Below are 14,337 nucleotides of genomic sequence, written 5' to 3' on the forward strand. Positions count from 1 at the left end.
GGAACGGCAAGAGCGAAGAAGATGCTTGTGACCGTTCCCGAAACTGAGAAGCCCGCCGCACGCTGGCAAGGCGTCTATGCGGCGCTGCGCGAAGCCATTATCGGCCGCAAGCTCGCCCCCGGCACCAAGCTGCCGGAAGATGCGCTCGCCGCCATCTATGCGGTGAGCCGCACTGTCGTGCGCGCGGCGCTGCAGGCGCTGTCGCATGACCGGCTGGTGCGGCTGGAACCCAATCGCGGCGCCTTCGTCGCCAGTCCCTCCACCAAGGAGGCGCGCGAGGTGTTCGAGGCGCGCGGGCTGATCGAGCCGCAGCTCGCCGCGCTGGCGGCGCGGATGGCGACGCCCGCCGACATCGCGCTGCTCAAGCAGCATCTGGCGAAGGAGCGGGAGGCGCTGGCGCAGGACGCCAATGCGGCGGAAGCCATCGCGCTCTCCGCGCACTTCCATGTCGTCATCGCCGAAATCGCTGGCCACTCCATCTATACCGAGTTCGTGCGTGATCTCGTCTCGCATTCCTCGCTGATCATCGCGCTGTACTGGACGCAGCGCGAGACCACCTGCAAATGCGAGGCGCACAGGGAATTGGTCGACGCCATCGCCGAAGGCGAGCCGCTGAAGGCGGCGGCGATCATGCGCGAGCACATTTCCGAACTGCTGCTCGGGCTCGATCTGTCGCGCAAGGAAAGCCCGCCGACCAGCCTGCAGGATCTGTTGAAATAGCCTCGGGACTCGCTAGACGACCACATCCTCGCGCGGCACGACGATCCGGCAGTGAATGCCGCCGGGCTCGAAATTCAGCTCGGCGCTGCCGGTGGCGGAATAGCGCAGGCTGTGGCTGATGACGGTGCGGCCGAACCCACGGCGCGTCGGCGCGCCGACCGGCGGCCCGCCGCTCTCGCGCCAGTCGATGACAAAGGGTGCGTCCTCCGACTCGCGCGGCGCCGCGACGACCGACACTGTGCCCCGGTCATTGGACAAGGCGCCGTATTTCACCGCATTGGTCGTCAGTTCGTGAAGGATGAGCCCCAGCGCCACGGCGGCGCGCGGCACCACGGAGAAGGTAAGCCCCTGCGCGAAGATGCGGTCCGCGCCCTGGTCGAGATAGGGCGCGAGTTCGGCGGCCAGGAGATCGCCGATCTGCAGGTTCGACCAGGACCGCACGGCAAGCAGATTATGCGTCGCGGCCAGCGCCTGAAGCCGGCCGGAAAACGCCACCTGATAGCCCTCCAGCGTGTCCTCGGCCGACAGGGTGCGGCTGCTGATCGACTGCACCAGCGCGAGCGTGTTCTTTACCCGGTGGTCGAGCTCGGCCATCAGCAGCAATTGCTGCTGCTCGGCGGCCTTGCGCTGCGAGAGATCGACCATGGTGATGACGCAGCCGCTGATCTGGTCGCCAATGACGCGCAGCGGCGCGATGCTGACCAGATAATCCTTCACCTTCGGCGCCTGCGGCGCGACGGCCTCAATGCCCTGGACCGGGGTGCCGGAAAGGGCGAGGGCGATGAAATCCTCGCTCTGCATCAGCCCGGTGGCGCCGGGGAACACCAGCGTGACCACATCGGCGAAGCGGTGGCCGACCAGTTCCCCGTCATGCACGCCGGCCGCCGCCGCATTGGCATGGGTGACGATGCCGGAGCGGTCGCACACCAGAACCGCCTCATTGGCCGAAGCGATAACCGCGCGGGCGATGCGCTCATTCTGCTCGGCGGCTTCGGCGCGGACCCGTTCGGTCACATCGGTGAAGGTCACGGCATAGCCGGAAACGGTGCCGATCCGCATCGCGCCGATGGAGATGTCGAAATGGCTGTCGCTGCGCCCGGCGAAACGCGCGCCGGCCACGGGCTTGCCTTCGGCGGCGGCGGCGAGCAGGGCTTCGAAGCGGGCGCTGTTCTCCGTGCTCAGCGTTTCGCTGAAATGGCGGCCCTGCAACTGGTCGAGCGGCACGCCAAGCAGCGTGGCGACACGCTGGGTGGCGTAGAGAACGTGGCCGAGACTATCGAGCGCGACCGCGCCGGGGTCCATCGCCTCCATGAAGTCGCGATAGCCGGCCTCGCCCTCGATGGTGAAGATCTCGTCGGCATCGGCCCCGCGGACCACCAGCGCGTCGACCTCGCCGAGGCGGATGGCGGCGAGGGTCTCCTCGGCCTCCGCCAGACGCCGCTCCAGCTCGGCGATGATGGCGCTGGCCTCGTCCGCGGGCGCGTTCATTCGTCACCGATCTTGAGATGCACCAACACTTTCTGTTCGTCGGAGAGGTCGCCGATGATCTTGCGGATCGGGACGGGGAGTTCGCGCACGAGGGTAGGGATGGCGACGATGCTGTGCGCCTTCGCGAGTTCCGGGTTCTTCTTCAGGTCCACCACTTCGACCTCGTACCGGCCCGGTGCCTTCTCGGCACAGATGCGTTGCAGATTAGCGATCGCCGCCAGCGACTTGGGCGTCTGGCCGGCGACGTACAGAATAAGCTTGCGCGGGCGCGCCGGTTCCTCGGTCATGTCGATACATCTCCCCGCGCCTGGGCCTTGCGGCTCGCTTTCAGTGCCGCCTGGCTTTCCGCGCGTAGCCGCAGATAGTCTTCTTCCGCCCGCAGCAGGGCGCTCAAATCCGCCTCGTCGGCGTCGAGTTCGGCGCGCAGTGCTTCCATTTGCGCGGCCGTGCGCCGGCGGCGCTGTTCGATCTGCTGGCGCAGCCGGTCGACTTCCGCCAGACGCCGCGCCTCGTCCTGCTGGGCGCGGGCCTCTTCCTGCCGCCGGGCCGAGCCGGTGAGGGCCCCGTTGGCGCCGAGATAGGGCGGCAGCAACCGGATGCCGTTATCCGTCATGACGAACTCGCGCACCTGGTTGGAGTGGGCCATGCCGCGCGCCTTGAGCAGGTAAAGCTCGCGGTTGAACTCGCCGCCGGCCTCGCGGTTGAGCAGCAGGATCCAGCCGTCCATCAGCGAGGACAGGCCGGCATCGGTGGCGGCCGTGCCGTCCTGGCCGTGCATGAGATGGGTGAAGATGCCGGTAATGCCGCGATTCTTCAGGAAGTCGACCATGCGCAGCAGCATGGCCTGCACCTCGAATGGGTCGCCGCTTTCCATGAAAGCCGAGATCGGGTCGAGCACGACCGTGGCCGGGCCGAAGCGGACGATCTCGCGCAGCATCACCGCGAGGTGCATTTCCAGGCTGTAGAAGGTGGGGCGCGCGGCGATGAATTTCAGGCTACCTTCCTCGATCCAGCCGCCCATATCGGTGCCCACCGAGCGCATGTTGCGCACCGCCTGGTCGGCGGATTCCTCGAAGGAGAAATAGATCGCGCGCTGCCCGGTACGGCAGGTGGCGTCAATGAAGCTCGCCGCCACCGACGATTTGCCGGAGCCGGCGACACCCGACAGCAGGATGGACGAGCCGCGATGGAAGCCGCCGCCGGCCATCATGGCGTCGAGATCGGGAATGCCGCTGGAGATGCGCTCCTCATGCGCCTTGTGGTTCAGGCCCAGCGCCGAGACGGGGAGAACGCTGAATCCTTCCTCGTCGATCAGGAACGGATATTCGTTGGTGCCGTGGGCGGTCCCGCGATATTTGACGATGCGCAGGCGCCGGGTGGAAATCTGGTTCTGCACCCGGTGATCGAGCAGGATCACGCAGTCCGAGACATATTCTTCCAGCCCCTGGCGCGTCAGCGTGCCATCGCCGCGCTCGGCGGTGATGACCGTGGTCATGCCCTTTTCCTTCAGCCAGTCGAACAGGCGCCGGATTTCGGCGCGCAGAATGGCCGGGTTGGAGAAGGCGGAGAACAGGCTCTCGATGGTGTCGAGCACCACGCGGCGGGCGCCGATCTGGTCGATGGCGAGTTCCAGCCGCAGGAAAATCCCTTCGAGATCGTACTCGCCCGCCTCGGCGAACTCCGAGGGGTCGATGGCGATATGCTCGAAGGCGATCTTCTGCGCGTCGATCAGTTCGCCCATGTCGAAGCCGAGCGAGGCGACATTGTCGACGATGTCGGCAGGCCGCTCCTCGAAGGTCACGAACAGGCCGGGCTCGCCGAAGCTTCGGGCGCCGTTGAGCAGGAAGGTGGAGGCGAACAGGGTCTTGCCGCATCCGGCCGAGCCGCACACCAGCGCCGGCCGGCCGGTGGGAAGTCCGCCATGGGTGAGCTCATCGAAGCCCGCTATGCCGGTGAGCGATTTCGCAATTCCGAGGGACGAGGCCATGGGCTTATGATCGCAACCGGTGGGAGCCGCGCGAAACATCGCAAGAGCGGCGCCGCGTGCCAAGGCCCGAGCGCCGCCGCGCACCGGTACTTTTGCCGGAGCTGCGGCGCGGTATGCCGGGCTTTGCCCTGGCGGCGGCGCAGGACGGCGGTGCGAACAGAAAGCCTTCCGAGCCTGGCATCACCCCGCCTGTGTTGAGCCTGCCCCGAGCGCGGAATCGGCGAATGTCACCCTTCACCAAGATCAGAAACGCCCGTCCGGCTCATTAACACAGGATAATCGGCGCCGGAGACGGGGCGAGGCGACGGGGATTTGAGCGGGAACGCCCGGCCCGAGCCGGCGTTTGTCCCCCGATATCCAACGGTTGAGAGTGGGTCCGCCGTGCCGACATTCGCCTTCCAGTGGACGGGAGAGACCGCTCCCGCGCTTGTCGATCTCCCCGACGAGGCCGCGGCATGGAGGCAGGCGGTGGCGACGACGGGGGAGATCCTGCGGGATTTGGACGGGTCTCTTCCCGTTCCGGGCGACTTTGAAATGACGGTGCGCGACGCCACCGGGGCGGTGCTTCTCGCCATCACCATCCACACGCGGCAGCGCCCAGTGGAAGGCGAGGGCTAGGTAACGCGCCCGATTAGCCTATGTAATAGCTCACCCGACTTCCGCCGCGTAGAGGGCGAGCCGATGGCTGAAAGTGCGGAGCTTCCGCCCGGCATGGTGGAAGCTACAATGATCGCCAATTCCGACCATGTGCTGCGCAAGCTCGACTATGGGCGGCGCTTCACGCCGGAGGAGCAGGAGGTGCTGCGCCGGCTCCCGGTGCAGATCGCCTCCTTTCGTGCCGGCCACCATCTGGTGCGCGAGGGGGACCGCCCCAAGCGCTGCTTCGTTCTGCTCGACGGCTTCATCTGCGCCTCCAAGCATCTGGGCGAGGGGCGGCGGCAGATCGCCTCCTTCTATGTGCCGGGCGACATTCCCGACCTGCAAAGCCTGCATCTCAAGGTGATGGACATCGCCTTCGACACGGTGACACCATGCACGGTGGCGCTGGTGGCGCATGAAGCCTTGCAGAATCTGTGCAACGACCATCCGCGCCTCGCCTCGGCGCTGTGGCGCACCACGCTGGTGGACGCGGCGATCTACCGCGAATGGGTGGCGACCGTCGGCCAGCGCAGCGCCGATGCGCGGCTCGCGCATCTGTTTTGCGAATTGTTCCTCCGCCTCAACGCCGTCGGCCTGACCGAGCAGAATTCCTGCGAATGGCCGATGACCCAGGCCGAACTCGGCGATGCCGCCGGCATTTCGGTCGTCCATGTCAACCGGACCCTGCAGAAGCTACGGGCGGACAAGCTGATCCAGCTCGGCAACAAGCGGCTGACCATCCTCGACTGGGATCGCCTGTGCGCCGTCGCCGATTTCGACGCCACCTATCTCCACCTCGACGACTGACGCAGCGGGCACCGCCACGCCTGTTCACGGCAGGCTGTCGAGAAAGGCTGTGGCGTCGGCGACGATCTCGGCCCGCTGCGCCGCCGGCATGCGGGCGAGCGTGCGGTAGGGCATGGCGAGGCGCGGATTGGCCGAGAGCGGCTTCTCGTTTTCGATCAGGAAGTTCCAGTAGAGATAATTGAACGGGCAGGCGCCCGGCCCGCGCTTGACCTTGGGATTGAAGGCGCAGCCTTTGCAGTAGTCGGACATGCGGTCGATATAGGCGCCCGACGCGGCATAGGGCTTGGAGCCCAGCCGCCCGCCATCGGCATGCATCACCATGCCATGCACATTGGGCAGTTCCACCCATTCAAAGGCGTCGGCATAGACGGCGAGATACCATTCCTCGATCTGCGCCGGCGCCACCCCGGCGAGCAGCGCGAAATTGCCGGTGACCATCAGCCGCTGGATATGGTGGGCATAGGCATGCCGCCGGGTGGCGCCGATGCATTCGGCCATGCAGCGCATCGGCGTCTCGCCGGTCCAGTACATCGCCGGCAGATCGCGCCCGGCATTGAGATGGTTGCTGTCGGCATAGGCGGGCATCTCCGCCCAGTAGATGCCGCGCACGAATTCGCGCCAGCCGAGAATCTGGCGGATGAAGCCTTCCACGGCGTTGATCGGCGCCGCGCCGCTGCGAAAGGCTTCTTCGGCGCGGGCGCAGACTTCGCGCGCCGTGAGCAGGCCGCAATTCAGGTAAGGCGACAGGAGGCCGTGGAACAGGAAGTCCTCGCCCGCCTTCATCGCGTCCTGATAGTCGCCGAAACCGGGCAGCGTGTCCTCGATGAAATGGTCAAGCGCCCGCAGCGCGTCTGCCCGCGTCACCGCCCAGCCGAACGGTTCGAGATCGCCGAAATGCCCGCCGAAGCGCGCGGCGACGAGGTCGATCACCGCGCGCGTCAGTGCGTCCGGGGTAAAGCGCTGGCGCGGCGGAACGCGAAGGCCGCGCGGCAGCGCCCGGCGGTTTTCCGGGTCGAAGTTCCACTGGCCGCCTTCCGGCGCGTCGCCGCGCATGAGAAGGCCGGTGCGTCGGCGCATCTCGCGATAGAAGAATTCCATCCGCCCGGTCTTGCGCGCCCGCCCCAGCGCCGCGAACTCGGCATGCGAGCAGAAGAAGCGGTCGTCCTCGCGGATATGCACCGGCACCGGCAGGGTCTCGGCCCAGTCCGCCATCATCGCCCGCACCCGCCATTCGCCGGGCTCGGTGACGATCACCGAGGCGGGGGCGTGGCGCTCGACCGCGCGGGCGATCTCGCCGGAGAAGCTCTGCGTGTTGGCGGGATCGTCGAGGCGGACATAGTCGACACGGATGCCCTCCGCGCGCAGCGCCTGCGCGAAATGGCGCATGGCGGCCAGCAGGAAGGCGATCTTCTGCTGGTGATGCGGGACATAGCGGGCCTCGACCTCCACCTCGACCATCAGCACGATGTCGCGTGCCGGGTCGAGATCGGCGAGCGAGGAGACCTCGCGGGTCAATTGGTCGCCGAGCACGAAGCGCAGATGCGGGCTCATGCGCGGCCCTCCTTCGCGCGGCCGGTGGCCGCGGCGGAGCGGCAGCGGTCGGAGCAGTAGAGCACCCGCTCCCAGTCGCGCGCCCATTTGCGCCGCCAGGCGAAGGGCCGGCCGCAGGCGCGGCACGGCTTGGTGGGCAGATCGGCCTTCTTGCGCATGCGCGCCATGGCGTCGTCATCTCCTGCGGCCGAGTGGGCCGGGGGCGGGCTCAGAAGGGCAGGGGCGCGCCGTGGCGGTCGAAGAAGCCGCCGCTGTCGACAGGTCCCAGCCTTGCCAGCCCGGCGAGAAGCTCCCGCGCCGCCGTCGCAGGTGCCAGCGGCTGCAGCCCGACCTTGGCGAAGGGCTGCGACAGCGGCGTCGACACCGTGCCGGGATGCACCGCCACGCAGGTCGCCAGGCCATGGGTGCGCGCGAGTTCGATCGCGGCGGTGCGCACGATCTGGTTCAGCGCCGCCTTGGAGGCGCGGTAGCTGTACCAGCCGCCCAGCCGGTTATCGCCGATGCTGCCGACCTTGGCCGACAAGGTCGCGAACACAGCGGGCGCGTCGCGCGGCAGCAGCGGCAGGAAGTGCTTCATCAGCAGCGCCGGGCCGATGGCGTTGATCGCGAAGGCGCGCGCCATCGCCGCCGGGTCGAGCGCCTTCAGCGCCTTTTCCGGTTGCAGTGTCGCGTCGGACAGCAGGCCGGTGGCGTCGATAATGAGTGTGGGGACGCCAATGCGCGCAACATGAGCGGCGGCCTCGGCGATGGTTTGCTCCTCGCACAGGTCGAGCGCGGGGGTGGAGCGGCGCGACAGGCCGATGACGGCGTCGAACGCCCCCTGGTCCCGCAGCGCCTGCATCAGCGCCGAGCCGATGCCGCCAGAAGCCCCGATCACCACCGCGCGGCTCACCGGGGCGCGCCTTCCAGGCGGCGGGCGAGGCCCTGCAGGCGCGGGCGCAGCCGCAGGAAGCCGAGATAGGCGCGCTCCAGCAGCGCCAGCACGCGCGGATGGCGGGCGGCGAGGCCGAGGGGGCGGAGCAGCGGAATCTGCCGCCACATGGCGGCGAAGGCGGCGGCGCCAGAGCGCAGCTCGCCGTCTTCGCGGGCATGCAGCCGCGCCAGCATGGCCTGCCGGTCGGCCGGGCAGGTCTCTGCGGTCTGCAGATCGACAAAGGCGATGCGTCGCCGCCTGTCCAGACGCCGCATCAGCGCGATCTCGCGCCGGCAGAGCGGGCAGCCGGAATCGTACCACACCGTAACTTCGGCGCCGCCGCTCATGCCCCGAGACCAATGCACAGGCAGGCGCCGACCACCACGGCGGTGATGGCGAGGCGCAGATGCCAGAACCAGAGCGGCCACAGCCCCGCGCGCCAGAGATGGCGGTCGACCAGCAGCAGCGCGGCGAAGAGAGCCCCGAGCAGCAGAAAGCCCGGCCGGGCCGGCAGCAGCGCCCCCAGCCAGCCGATCAGCGCGGCGCCGTTGCTGAGCAGAAAGAGGCGGAGCGCGAGTCCGCCGGGGGCAAACAGCGCCGCGCCCCAGTGAATGCCGCAGATGAAGGAGGCGATGAGGGCGGCATAGATGTGGACGGCACCCAGCGCGGTGCCGCCGAACAGCAGCGCATCGCCAAATCCGTCGATGAATGGCAGCGTGCCAGCCCCCGCGAGCAGCCAGGCCGTGGCGCGGACGGGTCCGTTCGATAGGGGCGTGGCCTGAAGCTGCGTCATCGCCCGCTTTACGGTGGGCGGGCGGCATCGGATCAGCGGCGGCTCGGGGTCGCGCGGCGCCGCTGACGGCCCGGCGATCCCGGCGCCGGCGACACCCCTGACATGCCCGGCCCTTTTGCCGCGCGGTTGTTGCGGCCCTGTGAGATAAATATATTTATTCGTTGATCAGCGATTTTCATGATAGCCACAGCCGCGCAGGCGGGGGGCAGGAATGACGAGCAAGAGCCGTACGGCGGAAACCTATGAGCGTATCAAGAAGGATATTCTCGACGGCCGCTATTTGCCCAATGAGCGTCTGGCCATTGATCGTCTGAGCGAGGGGGGCAAGGTCAGCCCGGGCGCCGTTCGCGAAGCGCTCTCCCGCCTCACCTCCGACGGGCTCGTCGTCGCGGAGGCGCAACGGGGCTTCTTCGCCGCCCCGGTTTCCGCCGTGGATCTGCGCGACCTGACCGAGGTTCGGGTCGAGATCGAGGTCCGCTGCCTCGCCAGCGCCATGGAGCATCGAACACTGCGCTGGGAGGCCGATCTGATCGCCGCCCATCATCAATTGGCGATGACGCCCAAGAGTGTCGGCGCGGGACGGGATCTTCGGATGAACGAGGCGTGGTCGGATCTGCATGCGCAGTTCCATGCCGCGCTTGTCGCCACCTGCGCCAATAGCTGGTGGCTGAAGCTGCGCGGGCAGCTCTTTCTCCAGGCCGAGCGCTATCGCCGCCTGCTGGCCGGCACGCCGAGCGTGGGCGCCCGCGATGTCGATTTCGAGCATGAGCGCATCATGCAGGCGGCGATTGGCCACGATACGGGCGTTGCCTGCAGCCTGCTGGCCGAGCATCTGCGCAAGACCGCCTCGGCCCTTCTGGCAAGCCGGCCGCCGGAAAGCACCAATCTGCGCTGGGAACCGCTGACGATGTGAATGGGCCGGGGAGGGGAGGTGCGCCTGACCGGCGCGCTTTTCCTTCCTGCCGCGACGGACCTGCGCCGCGGCGGCGCCGTTTCCGGCGTCACCGCGGTCACATGTGATTACGGCGTTGCCCTGATCGCCGCTGGCATCAGGCAACGGGTTCCGGAATGAACATGTTCTCGATCGCCCCGAGCCCGGTGACCTCGACGCGCACAATGTCGCCGGGCTGCATGAAGGTCTGGGTGGCGATGCCGACATTGGCCGGCGTGCCGGTGAGAAGAATGTCGCCCGGCTCCAGCGTCATCACGGTGGAGAGATAGGAGATCTGTTCGAAGATGTCGTAGATCATGTCGCGCGTGGACGTCCGCTGGCGCTCTTCGCCGTTCAGCGCCAGGGTCAGGGTGAGATCGTGCGGATCGGGCACTTCATCCGCCGTGGTGATCCACGGTCCGATGGGGCCGTGCGTGTCGAAGGATTTGCCCAGGGTGAAGGTGGGCGACCGGAACTGCCAGTCGCGGACGCTCACATCATTGCCGACGAAATAGCCGGCGATCACCCCGGGGGCCTCCTGCCGCGACACGTGGCGACAGCGCGTGCCGATAACGACGCCCATCTCGGCTTCGTAGTCGATCTGCTTGGATTCGCGCGGCAGGATGACGGGGCTGAACGGCCCGGTGATGCAGCTCACCTGCTTGTTGAACCATAATTGCGTATCGGGCACGTGGATGCCGGCGCTGGCGGCCTCTTCCGCATGCGCCTTGTAGTTCATGCCGATGGCGAGGAATTTCTGCGGATCGTCGATGGGGGCTTCGAGCACCACGTCGGCGAGCGCATAGAGCGGGGAGTTCGCCGCCTCCAGCGCCGCTCGCAACGTCGGCAGAGCCGATAACAGGCTGCGCATCGAGTTGCCGCAGCCTTCCGCCGCATCGGTCAGGTCGACGACCGAGTCGCCCACGACCTTGCCGAGCCGCGTCCGGCCGCCCACGGTAAAACGGATGAGTTTCATGTCTGCTGCTCCAGGCGAAGTCAGGGTTGATGATGGCTGGCAGGGGCGATGGCCCGCATGGTGTTGAGGCTGACGGCGATGCCCGGCCCGGAAAAGGCGACCATCTCCACCTTGGTGATCGCGAGAATGTCGAGATCGGCGAGGGTGTTGACGATGTGGGCCTGCAGCGGCAGCTGCTCGAACGTCGCCCGGTGCCATTGGAAGCTGCCCTTGGCCGACCAGCGTTTGAAGTCGAAGCCGTCGAAGGTGATGTTGTCCGGCTTGCCGCCCGCCTCGCGCTTCGGGGCCGGCGTGGTCACATAAGCCACATCGGCGCCCTCGCTGCCGCCAATGCTGGTTCTCGGCACGTATTTATAATACATCGCCGCACCTCCCCCGACGCCGGGCAGGCTCGGCGCGGCGTCTTCTTCCCTAAGCTCGGTCAGGGCGATGTCGAAGAAGGTGAAGCCGAGCCAGGAGGCCGAACAGGAGGCGGTTGTTCCATCGGCACCGTGGCTGATCTCGGCAATGTCCGCGTAAAGCTTGGAGAAGCCGAGTTCATCGCGCCCGGTCAGCACCGCATCCGGGCTGCCTTCCCAGATCACCGGACAGAACGAGCCTTCGAGCGTCTCGTCCCGCCCGTAATAGGTGACGGGAATGTCGATGCTCAGAATTCCGTAGCCCCGGCCGGCAAGCCAATAGAGGTTCTTGAACCAGGCGCAGGAAACGCAGACGAGGGGCTCGCCCCGCAGCTCAAATCCCGGAGGAAGAAGCGCTTCCAGCTTCTCCCGGGCGGTCAGATAGGTGATGGCCATCCATTCGGAATTCATCCGGCCGGTTTCTTCCGGCAGCCACATCCCGCCGCCGGGCTTCTGGCGCGGTCCGGGCGCCGGTCCGAAGACGACCGGCATCCGATAGCGCAAGCCGCTTTGCAGTTTGAAGGTCATGGGCCTTTCCTCTTAAGGCAGGAGCGGCGGGATCGGTGACGATCGACCGGCGCGGTAGGTTGTGGGACGATGCCGCCCCGGGGCGGCACGGGCTGGGCGCGCGCGTCGCCCGCTCAGGCGGCTCTGTCGGCGCTGCGGGCGAGGCAGAGTGTCTCTTCGAGGCGGTCCAGAAGTGCAGGGATGTCCTGTGGTGTGGCCGCGGAGCCGAAGACGTAGAAATCCGGCCGCATGAGTACTGCCGTCACGCCGAGCTGGTTCAGAAAGCCTGTCAGCCGGCCGGCGGCATCCTTCAGCGTCGTGCCGTCGAGAATGACGGTGGCAATACGCTGCCGCTCCAGCGCGGGATGGTCGACCGGCATGCGCGAAACCAGGACGAAGCCGTCCGCCGCCGCCATGTCGAGCCGCACGCGCCCCCCAGCGCTCTCCAACTCGTCATGCGGGGACAGAAGGCCAGCTCCGGCTACCCGCGATGGCCCGTCAATGATGCCGGCCACCAGCGGTGGAAAGGGCGGCGGCGGGGGCACCTGCCCGGCGAAGAAGGCTTCGTCCCGTTGGCGCGCCGCTTCCGGATCGGGCAGGCAGACCACCTTGCCGAGCCCCATGGAGATGCGGATTACCGCTTCCACATGGGGAGAGCGTTCGGCCTCATAGCTGTCGAGCAGGCTTTCGGGCGAGGCGCCGCGCAGCACGCGGTCGAGCTTCCAGCTCAGATTCCAGGCGTCGCGCAGGCCCGCGCACATGCCCTGACCCATGAAGGGCGGCATGCGATGGGCGGCATCACCAGCCAGAAGCAGCCTGCCGCTGCGCCAGCCATCGACCACAAGCGAGCGGAAACGGTAGGTCGCCTTGCGGATAAGGGTCGCGTTGGCCGGCGTTACCCAGCGCGACAGCAGCGCCCAGACGCTTTCCTCGCTGGAAAAATCGTCCGGCGTCTCGTGCGGCAGCAGCATGAACTCCCAGCGCCGGTTGGTCCGCCCGCCGCTGATGATCGTTGTCGGTCGGGCGGGGTTGCACCATTGAGCCGCCAGGGGGAGCTGAAGCTGCGCGCTATCCTTGGGCAGGATATCCACCACCAGCCAGGATTCATCGAAGCCGAGATCGCGGGTCGGCACGCCCATGGTCTCGCGCACCAGGCTGTTGGCACCGTCGCAGCCCACGACATAGCGTGCCGTCAGCGTCAGGGTGGGGGCGGGCTTTTCCGCCACGCCTTCCTGGAAAGGCGCGATGTCGACTTCGGCGCGCTCGCCCGTATCGCGCACCGCCAGCGCCTCATGGCCGGTGAACAGGGTGATGCCCGGACGCCCGGCGAGGTCGGCTTCCAGCACCCGTTCGAGATCCGGCTGGTTGAACAGATAGCCGCCGGGCCCGCCCGAGATGGAGCCGCCCGCATGGTCCATGTCCAGCAGGACCTTCCACTCGGCATTGTACCAGACGTAGTGCTCCATCGGCCGCGAAATGGCCTCGACCGCGTCGCTCACGCCGAGGGCATGGAACATGCGCATGATTTCGTGATCGAAGCCGACCGCGCGCGGCAGAGGATAGGCGGCCGGCCAGCGCTCGACGATGGCGACGCGGTGGCCGCCATCCAGGAGCTTGCGCGCGAGAACCTTCCCCGTCGGGCCGTAGCCGATGATGATGACGTCGAAATCCATGTTTTCCTCCCGAACATGGGATGCCGGCGCCGGCGTCGGTGACGCCGGCTTGTCCGGCGATGTCAGCCCGCGAAGGCGAGGCCGGGCCGCAGAAAGGCCGGGGTCGGGGGCGTTCCCCACAGGTTGAGCCAGCGCCCGGCCAGCCCTTCCGAAATGTCCCAGCTACGCGGCTCATAGGTCGCATCATTGTCGATGCGGTCGAGCTCGATGGAATTCTCCACCAGGCAGCCATTGGGGTCGGCGTAGTAGGTGAAGATGTTGCCGCCGGCGCCGTGGCGGCCGGGGCCCCACACCAGCGCGCGATCGAGGCGGGCCAGATTGTCGGCGATGCCCATCAGATCCTCCATGGCATGGAGATCAAAGGCATAGTGGTGCAGGCCGCTCGGGCCGGGGCCCATGGCAATGGTATGGTGGAAGCCATCGGCCGCGCGGTACCAGCGCAGCCCCTCGTCGGCGGTCTTGTCCGACAGCTTCATGGCAAGGGTCTTCTCGCAGAACTCCCCGAAGGCCAGCGTGTCCGGCGCGAAGGCGTTGATGTGCTCGATGCGCCGGGGGCGCGGTCCGCCGCCGTAATTGTAGAGACGGCGCTGGTTGCGGGCGATCGGGGTGTGAATCTCGAAGATGGCGTTGCCCGGGGCGACGATCCGCACCGCCTTGTCATAATGCGGGCCGATCGGACGGTCGCTCAGGACGGTGAGGCCGTCGGAGACGGCCCGGCGATGCACCTCGTCCACCGCGTCGGGGCTTTCCGCTTCAAGACCGATGGCGATGATGCTCGGGGCGCCGCGCACATAGGTCACTTCGTGGTGGCGGTCATTGCTGGAGAGATAGACCGCATCTGCAGCCTGTTCGGTGATGCGCAGGCCGACCACCGCGGCAAGGTCCTGAGCGGCAGCCAGCGGGTCCGGCGTCGAAACGACCACGTGCCCCATCTGGCGGATCAAATACGTCAAG

General features: G+C 67.4%; 16 protein-coding genes. 4 read left to right on the forward strand and 12 right to left on the reverse strand.

Annotated features, from left to right (window positions below; genetic code table 11):
- The first annotated feature begins 21 nt into the window (after nucleotides 1-21).
- A complete protein-coding gene (locus AAC979_RS04830) occupies nucleotides 22-720 on the forward strand; it encodes a GntR family transcriptional regulator (protein ID WP_371345712.1) in 699 nt (232 codons plus the stop codon).
- A gap of 12 nt (nucleotides 721-732) precedes the next feature.
- Here AAC979_RS04830 and AAC979_RS04835 read toward each other — a convergent pair whose 3' ends face one another.
- Genes AAC979_RS04835 through kaiC form a run of 3 tightly spaced genes read right to left on the reverse strand, consistent with a single transcriptional unit; the run spans nucleotide 733 to nucleotide 4,195 of the window.
- On the reverse strand, nucleotides 733-2,208 hold the full coding sequence (locus AAC979_RS04835; protein ID WP_371345713.1) for an HWE histidine kinase domain-containing protein: 1,476 nt from the start codon (nucleotides 2,206-2,208) through the stop codon (nucleotides 733-735).
- A complete protein-coding gene (locus tag AAC979_RS04840; protein WP_371345714.1) occupies nucleotides 2,205-2,495 on the reverse strand; it encodes a circadian clock KaiB family protein in 291 nt (96 codons plus the stop codon). Before AAC979_RS04840 ends, AAC979_RS04835 begins: the two co-directional genes overlap by 4 nt.
- Nucleotides 2,492-4,195, reverse strand: coding sequence for a circadian clock protein KaiC (kaiC, locus tag AAC979_RS04845; protein ID WP_371345715.1), 1,704 nt, complete (start codon nucleotides 4,193-4,195; stop codon nucleotides 2,492-2,494). The genes AAC979_RS04840 and kaiC overlap by 4 nt, the downstream gene beginning before the upstream one ends.
- A 381-nt stretch (nucleotides 4,196-4,576) precedes the next feature.
- On the opposite strand from kaiC, the gene AAC979_RS04850 reads away from it, so the two are divergent.
- Nucleotides 4,577-4,813, forward strand: a complete 237-nt coding sequence (locus tag AAC979_RS04850) for a hypothetical protein (RefSeq protein ID WP_371345716.1) — start codon at nucleotides 4,577-4,579, stop codon at nucleotides 4,811-4,813.
- 63 nt (nucleotides 4,814-4,876) lie between these two features.
- Nucleotides 4,877-5,641 (forward strand): Crp/Fnr family transcriptional regulator, encoded by a 765-nt coding sequence (locus tag AAC979_RS04855; protein WP_371345717.1) that lies wholly within the window; start codon nucleotides 4,877-4,879, stop codon nucleotides 5,639-5,641.
- A gap of 24 nt (nucleotides 5,642-5,665) precedes the next feature.
- On the opposite strand, the gene AAC979_RS04860 is transcribed toward AAC979_RS04855, so the two are convergent.
- Genes AAC979_RS04860 through AAC979_RS04880 form a run of 5 tightly spaced genes read right to left on the reverse strand, consistent with a single transcriptional unit; the run spans nucleotide 5,666 to nucleotide 8,898 of the window.
- The gene (locus AAC979_RS04860; protein ID WP_371345718.1) at nucleotides 5,666-7,192 is read right to left on the reverse strand and encodes a cryptochrome/photolyase family protein; all 1,527 of its coding nucleotides are present in this window, start codon (nucleotides 7,190-7,192) and stop codon (nucleotides 5,666-5,668) included.
- Nucleotides 7,189-7,359 (reverse strand): DUF2256 domain-containing protein, encoded by a 171-nt coding sequence (locus tag AAC979_RS04865; protein ID WP_371345719.1) that lies wholly within the window; start codon nucleotides 7,357-7,359, stop codon nucleotides 7,189-7,191. The genes AAC979_RS04860 and AAC979_RS04865 overlap by 4 nt, the downstream gene beginning before the upstream one ends.
- 41 nt (nucleotides 7,360-7,400) lie before the next feature.
- The gene (locus AAC979_RS04870; protein WP_371345720.1) at nucleotides 7,401-8,084 is read right to left on the reverse strand and encodes an SDR family NAD(P)-dependent oxidoreductase; all 684 of its coding nucleotides are present in this window, start codon (nucleotides 8,082-8,084) and stop codon (nucleotides 7,401-7,403) included.
- Entirely contained in the window at nucleotides 8,081-8,452 is a 372-nt protein-coding gene (locus tag AAC979_RS04875) for a DUF393 domain-containing protein (RefSeq protein ID WP_371345721.1), read from the reverse strand. The genes AAC979_RS04870 and AAC979_RS04875 overlap by 4 nt, the downstream gene beginning before the upstream one ends.
- Nucleotides 8,449-8,898 carry a DUF3429 domain-containing protein gene (locus AAC979_RS04880; RefSeq protein WP_371345722.1) on the reverse strand — a complete coding sequence of 150 codons (450 nt, stop codon included), beginning with the start codon at nucleotides 8,896-8,898 and terminating at the stop codon, nucleotides 8,449-8,451. The genes AAC979_RS04875 and AAC979_RS04880 overlap by 4 nt, the downstream gene beginning before the upstream one ends.
- Before the next feature lie 211 nt (nucleotides 8,899-9,109).
- Between AAC979_RS04880 and AAC979_RS04885 the strand changes: the two genes are divergently transcribed.
- On the forward strand, nucleotides 9,110-9,811 hold the full coding sequence (locus AAC979_RS04885) for a GntR family transcriptional regulator (protein WP_371345723.1): 702 nt from the start codon (nucleotides 9,110-9,112) through the stop codon (nucleotides 9,809-9,811).
- A gap of 136 nt (nucleotides 9,812-9,947) precedes the next feature.
- On the opposite strand, the gene AAC979_RS04890 is transcribed toward AAC979_RS04885, so the two are convergent.
- The 4 genes from AAC979_RS04890 to AAC979_RS04905 all read right to left on the reverse strand — a co-directional run bounded on the left by AAC979_RS04890 (nucleotide 9,948) and on the right by AAC979_RS04905 (nucleotide 14,336).
- Nucleotides 9,948-10,805 carry a fumarylacetoacetate hydrolase family protein gene (locus AAC979_RS04890; RefSeq protein WP_371345724.1) on the reverse strand — a complete coding sequence of 286 codons (858 nt, stop codon included), beginning with the start codon at nucleotides 10,803-10,805 and terminating at the stop codon, nucleotides 9,948-9,950.
- 20 nt (nucleotides 10,806-10,825) lie between these two features.
- A complete protein-coding gene (locus tag AAC979_RS04895; protein WP_371345725.1) occupies nucleotides 10,826-11,731 on the reverse strand; it encodes an acetoacetate decarboxylase family protein in 906 nt (301 codons plus the stop codon).
- 113 nt (nucleotides 11,732-11,844) lie between these two features.
- Nucleotides 11,845-13,383 (reverse strand): bifunctional 3-(3-hydroxy-phenyl)propionate/3-hydroxycinnamic acid hydroxylase, encoded by a 1,539-nt coding sequence (locus tag AAC979_RS04900; protein ID WP_371345726.1) that lies wholly within the window; start codon nucleotides 13,381-13,383, stop codon nucleotides 11,845-11,847.
- A gap of 62 nt (nucleotides 13,384-13,445) precedes the next feature.
- Entirely contained in the window at nucleotides 13,446-14,336 is an 891-nt protein-coding gene (locus AAC979_RS04905) for a VOC family protein (RefSeq protein WP_371345727.1), read from the reverse strand.
- Nucleotide 14,337 lies beyond the last annotated feature (1 nt).

Source organism: Ancylobacter sp. IITR112, from assembly GCF_041415945.1.
GTDB lineage: Bacteria > Pseudomonadota > Alphaproteobacteria > Rhizobiales > Xanthobacteraceae > Ancylobacter.

Bases quoted from the DNA above. Each gene is read 5' to 3' on its own strand.
- AAC979_RS04830 (WP_371345712.1), top strand. From the start codon at position 22: ATGCTTGTGACCGTTCCCGAAACTGAGAAGCCCGCCGCACGCTGGCAA.
- AAC979_RS04835 (WP_371345713.1), bottom strand. From the start codon at position 2,208: ATGAACGCGCCCGCGGACGAGGCCAGCGCCATCATCGCCGAGCTGGAG.
- AAC979_RS04840 (WP_371345714.1), bottom strand. From the start codon at position 2,495: ATGACCGAGGAACCGGCGCGCCCGCGCAAGCTTATTCTGTACGTCGCC.
- kaiC (WP_371345715.1), bottom strand. From the start codon at position 4,195: ATGGCCTCGTCCCTCGGAATTGCGAAATCGCTCACCGGCATAGCGGGC.
- AAC979_RS04855 (WP_371345717.1), top strand. From the start codon at position 4,877: ATGGCTGAAAGTGCGGAGCTTCCGCCCGGCATGGTGGAAGCTACAATG.
- AAC979_RS04860 (WP_371345718.1), bottom strand. From the start codon at position 7,192: ATGAGCCCGCATCTGCGCTTCGTGCTCGGCGACCAATTGACCCGCGAG.
- AAC979_RS04865 (WP_371345719.1), bottom strand. From the start codon at position 7,359: ATGGCGCGCATGCGCAAGAAGGCCGATCTGCCCACCAAGCCGTGCCGC.
- AAC979_RS04875 (WP_371345721.1), bottom strand. From the start codon at position 8,452: ATGAGCGGCGGCGCCGAAGTTACGGTGTGGTACGATTCCGGCTGCCCG.
- AAC979_RS04880 (WP_371345722.1), bottom strand. From the start codon at position 8,898: ATGACGCAGCTTCAGGCCACGCCCCTATCGAACGGACCCGTCCGCGCC.
- AAC979_RS04885 (WP_371345723.1), top strand. From the start codon at position 9,110: ATGACGAGCAAGAGCCGTACGGCGGAAACCTATGAGCGTATCAAGAAG.
- AAC979_RS04890 (WP_371345724.1), bottom strand. From the start codon at position 10,805: ATGAAACTCATCCGTTTTACCGTGGGCGGCCGGACGCGGCTCGGCAAG.
- AAC979_RS04895 (WP_371345725.1), bottom strand. From the start codon at position 11,731: ATGACCTTCAAACTGCAAAGCGGCTTGCGCTATCGGATGCCGGTCGTC.
- AAC979_RS04900 (WP_371345726.1), bottom strand. From the start codon at position 13,383: ATGGATTTCGACGTCATCATCATCGGCTACGGCCCGACGGGGAAGGTT.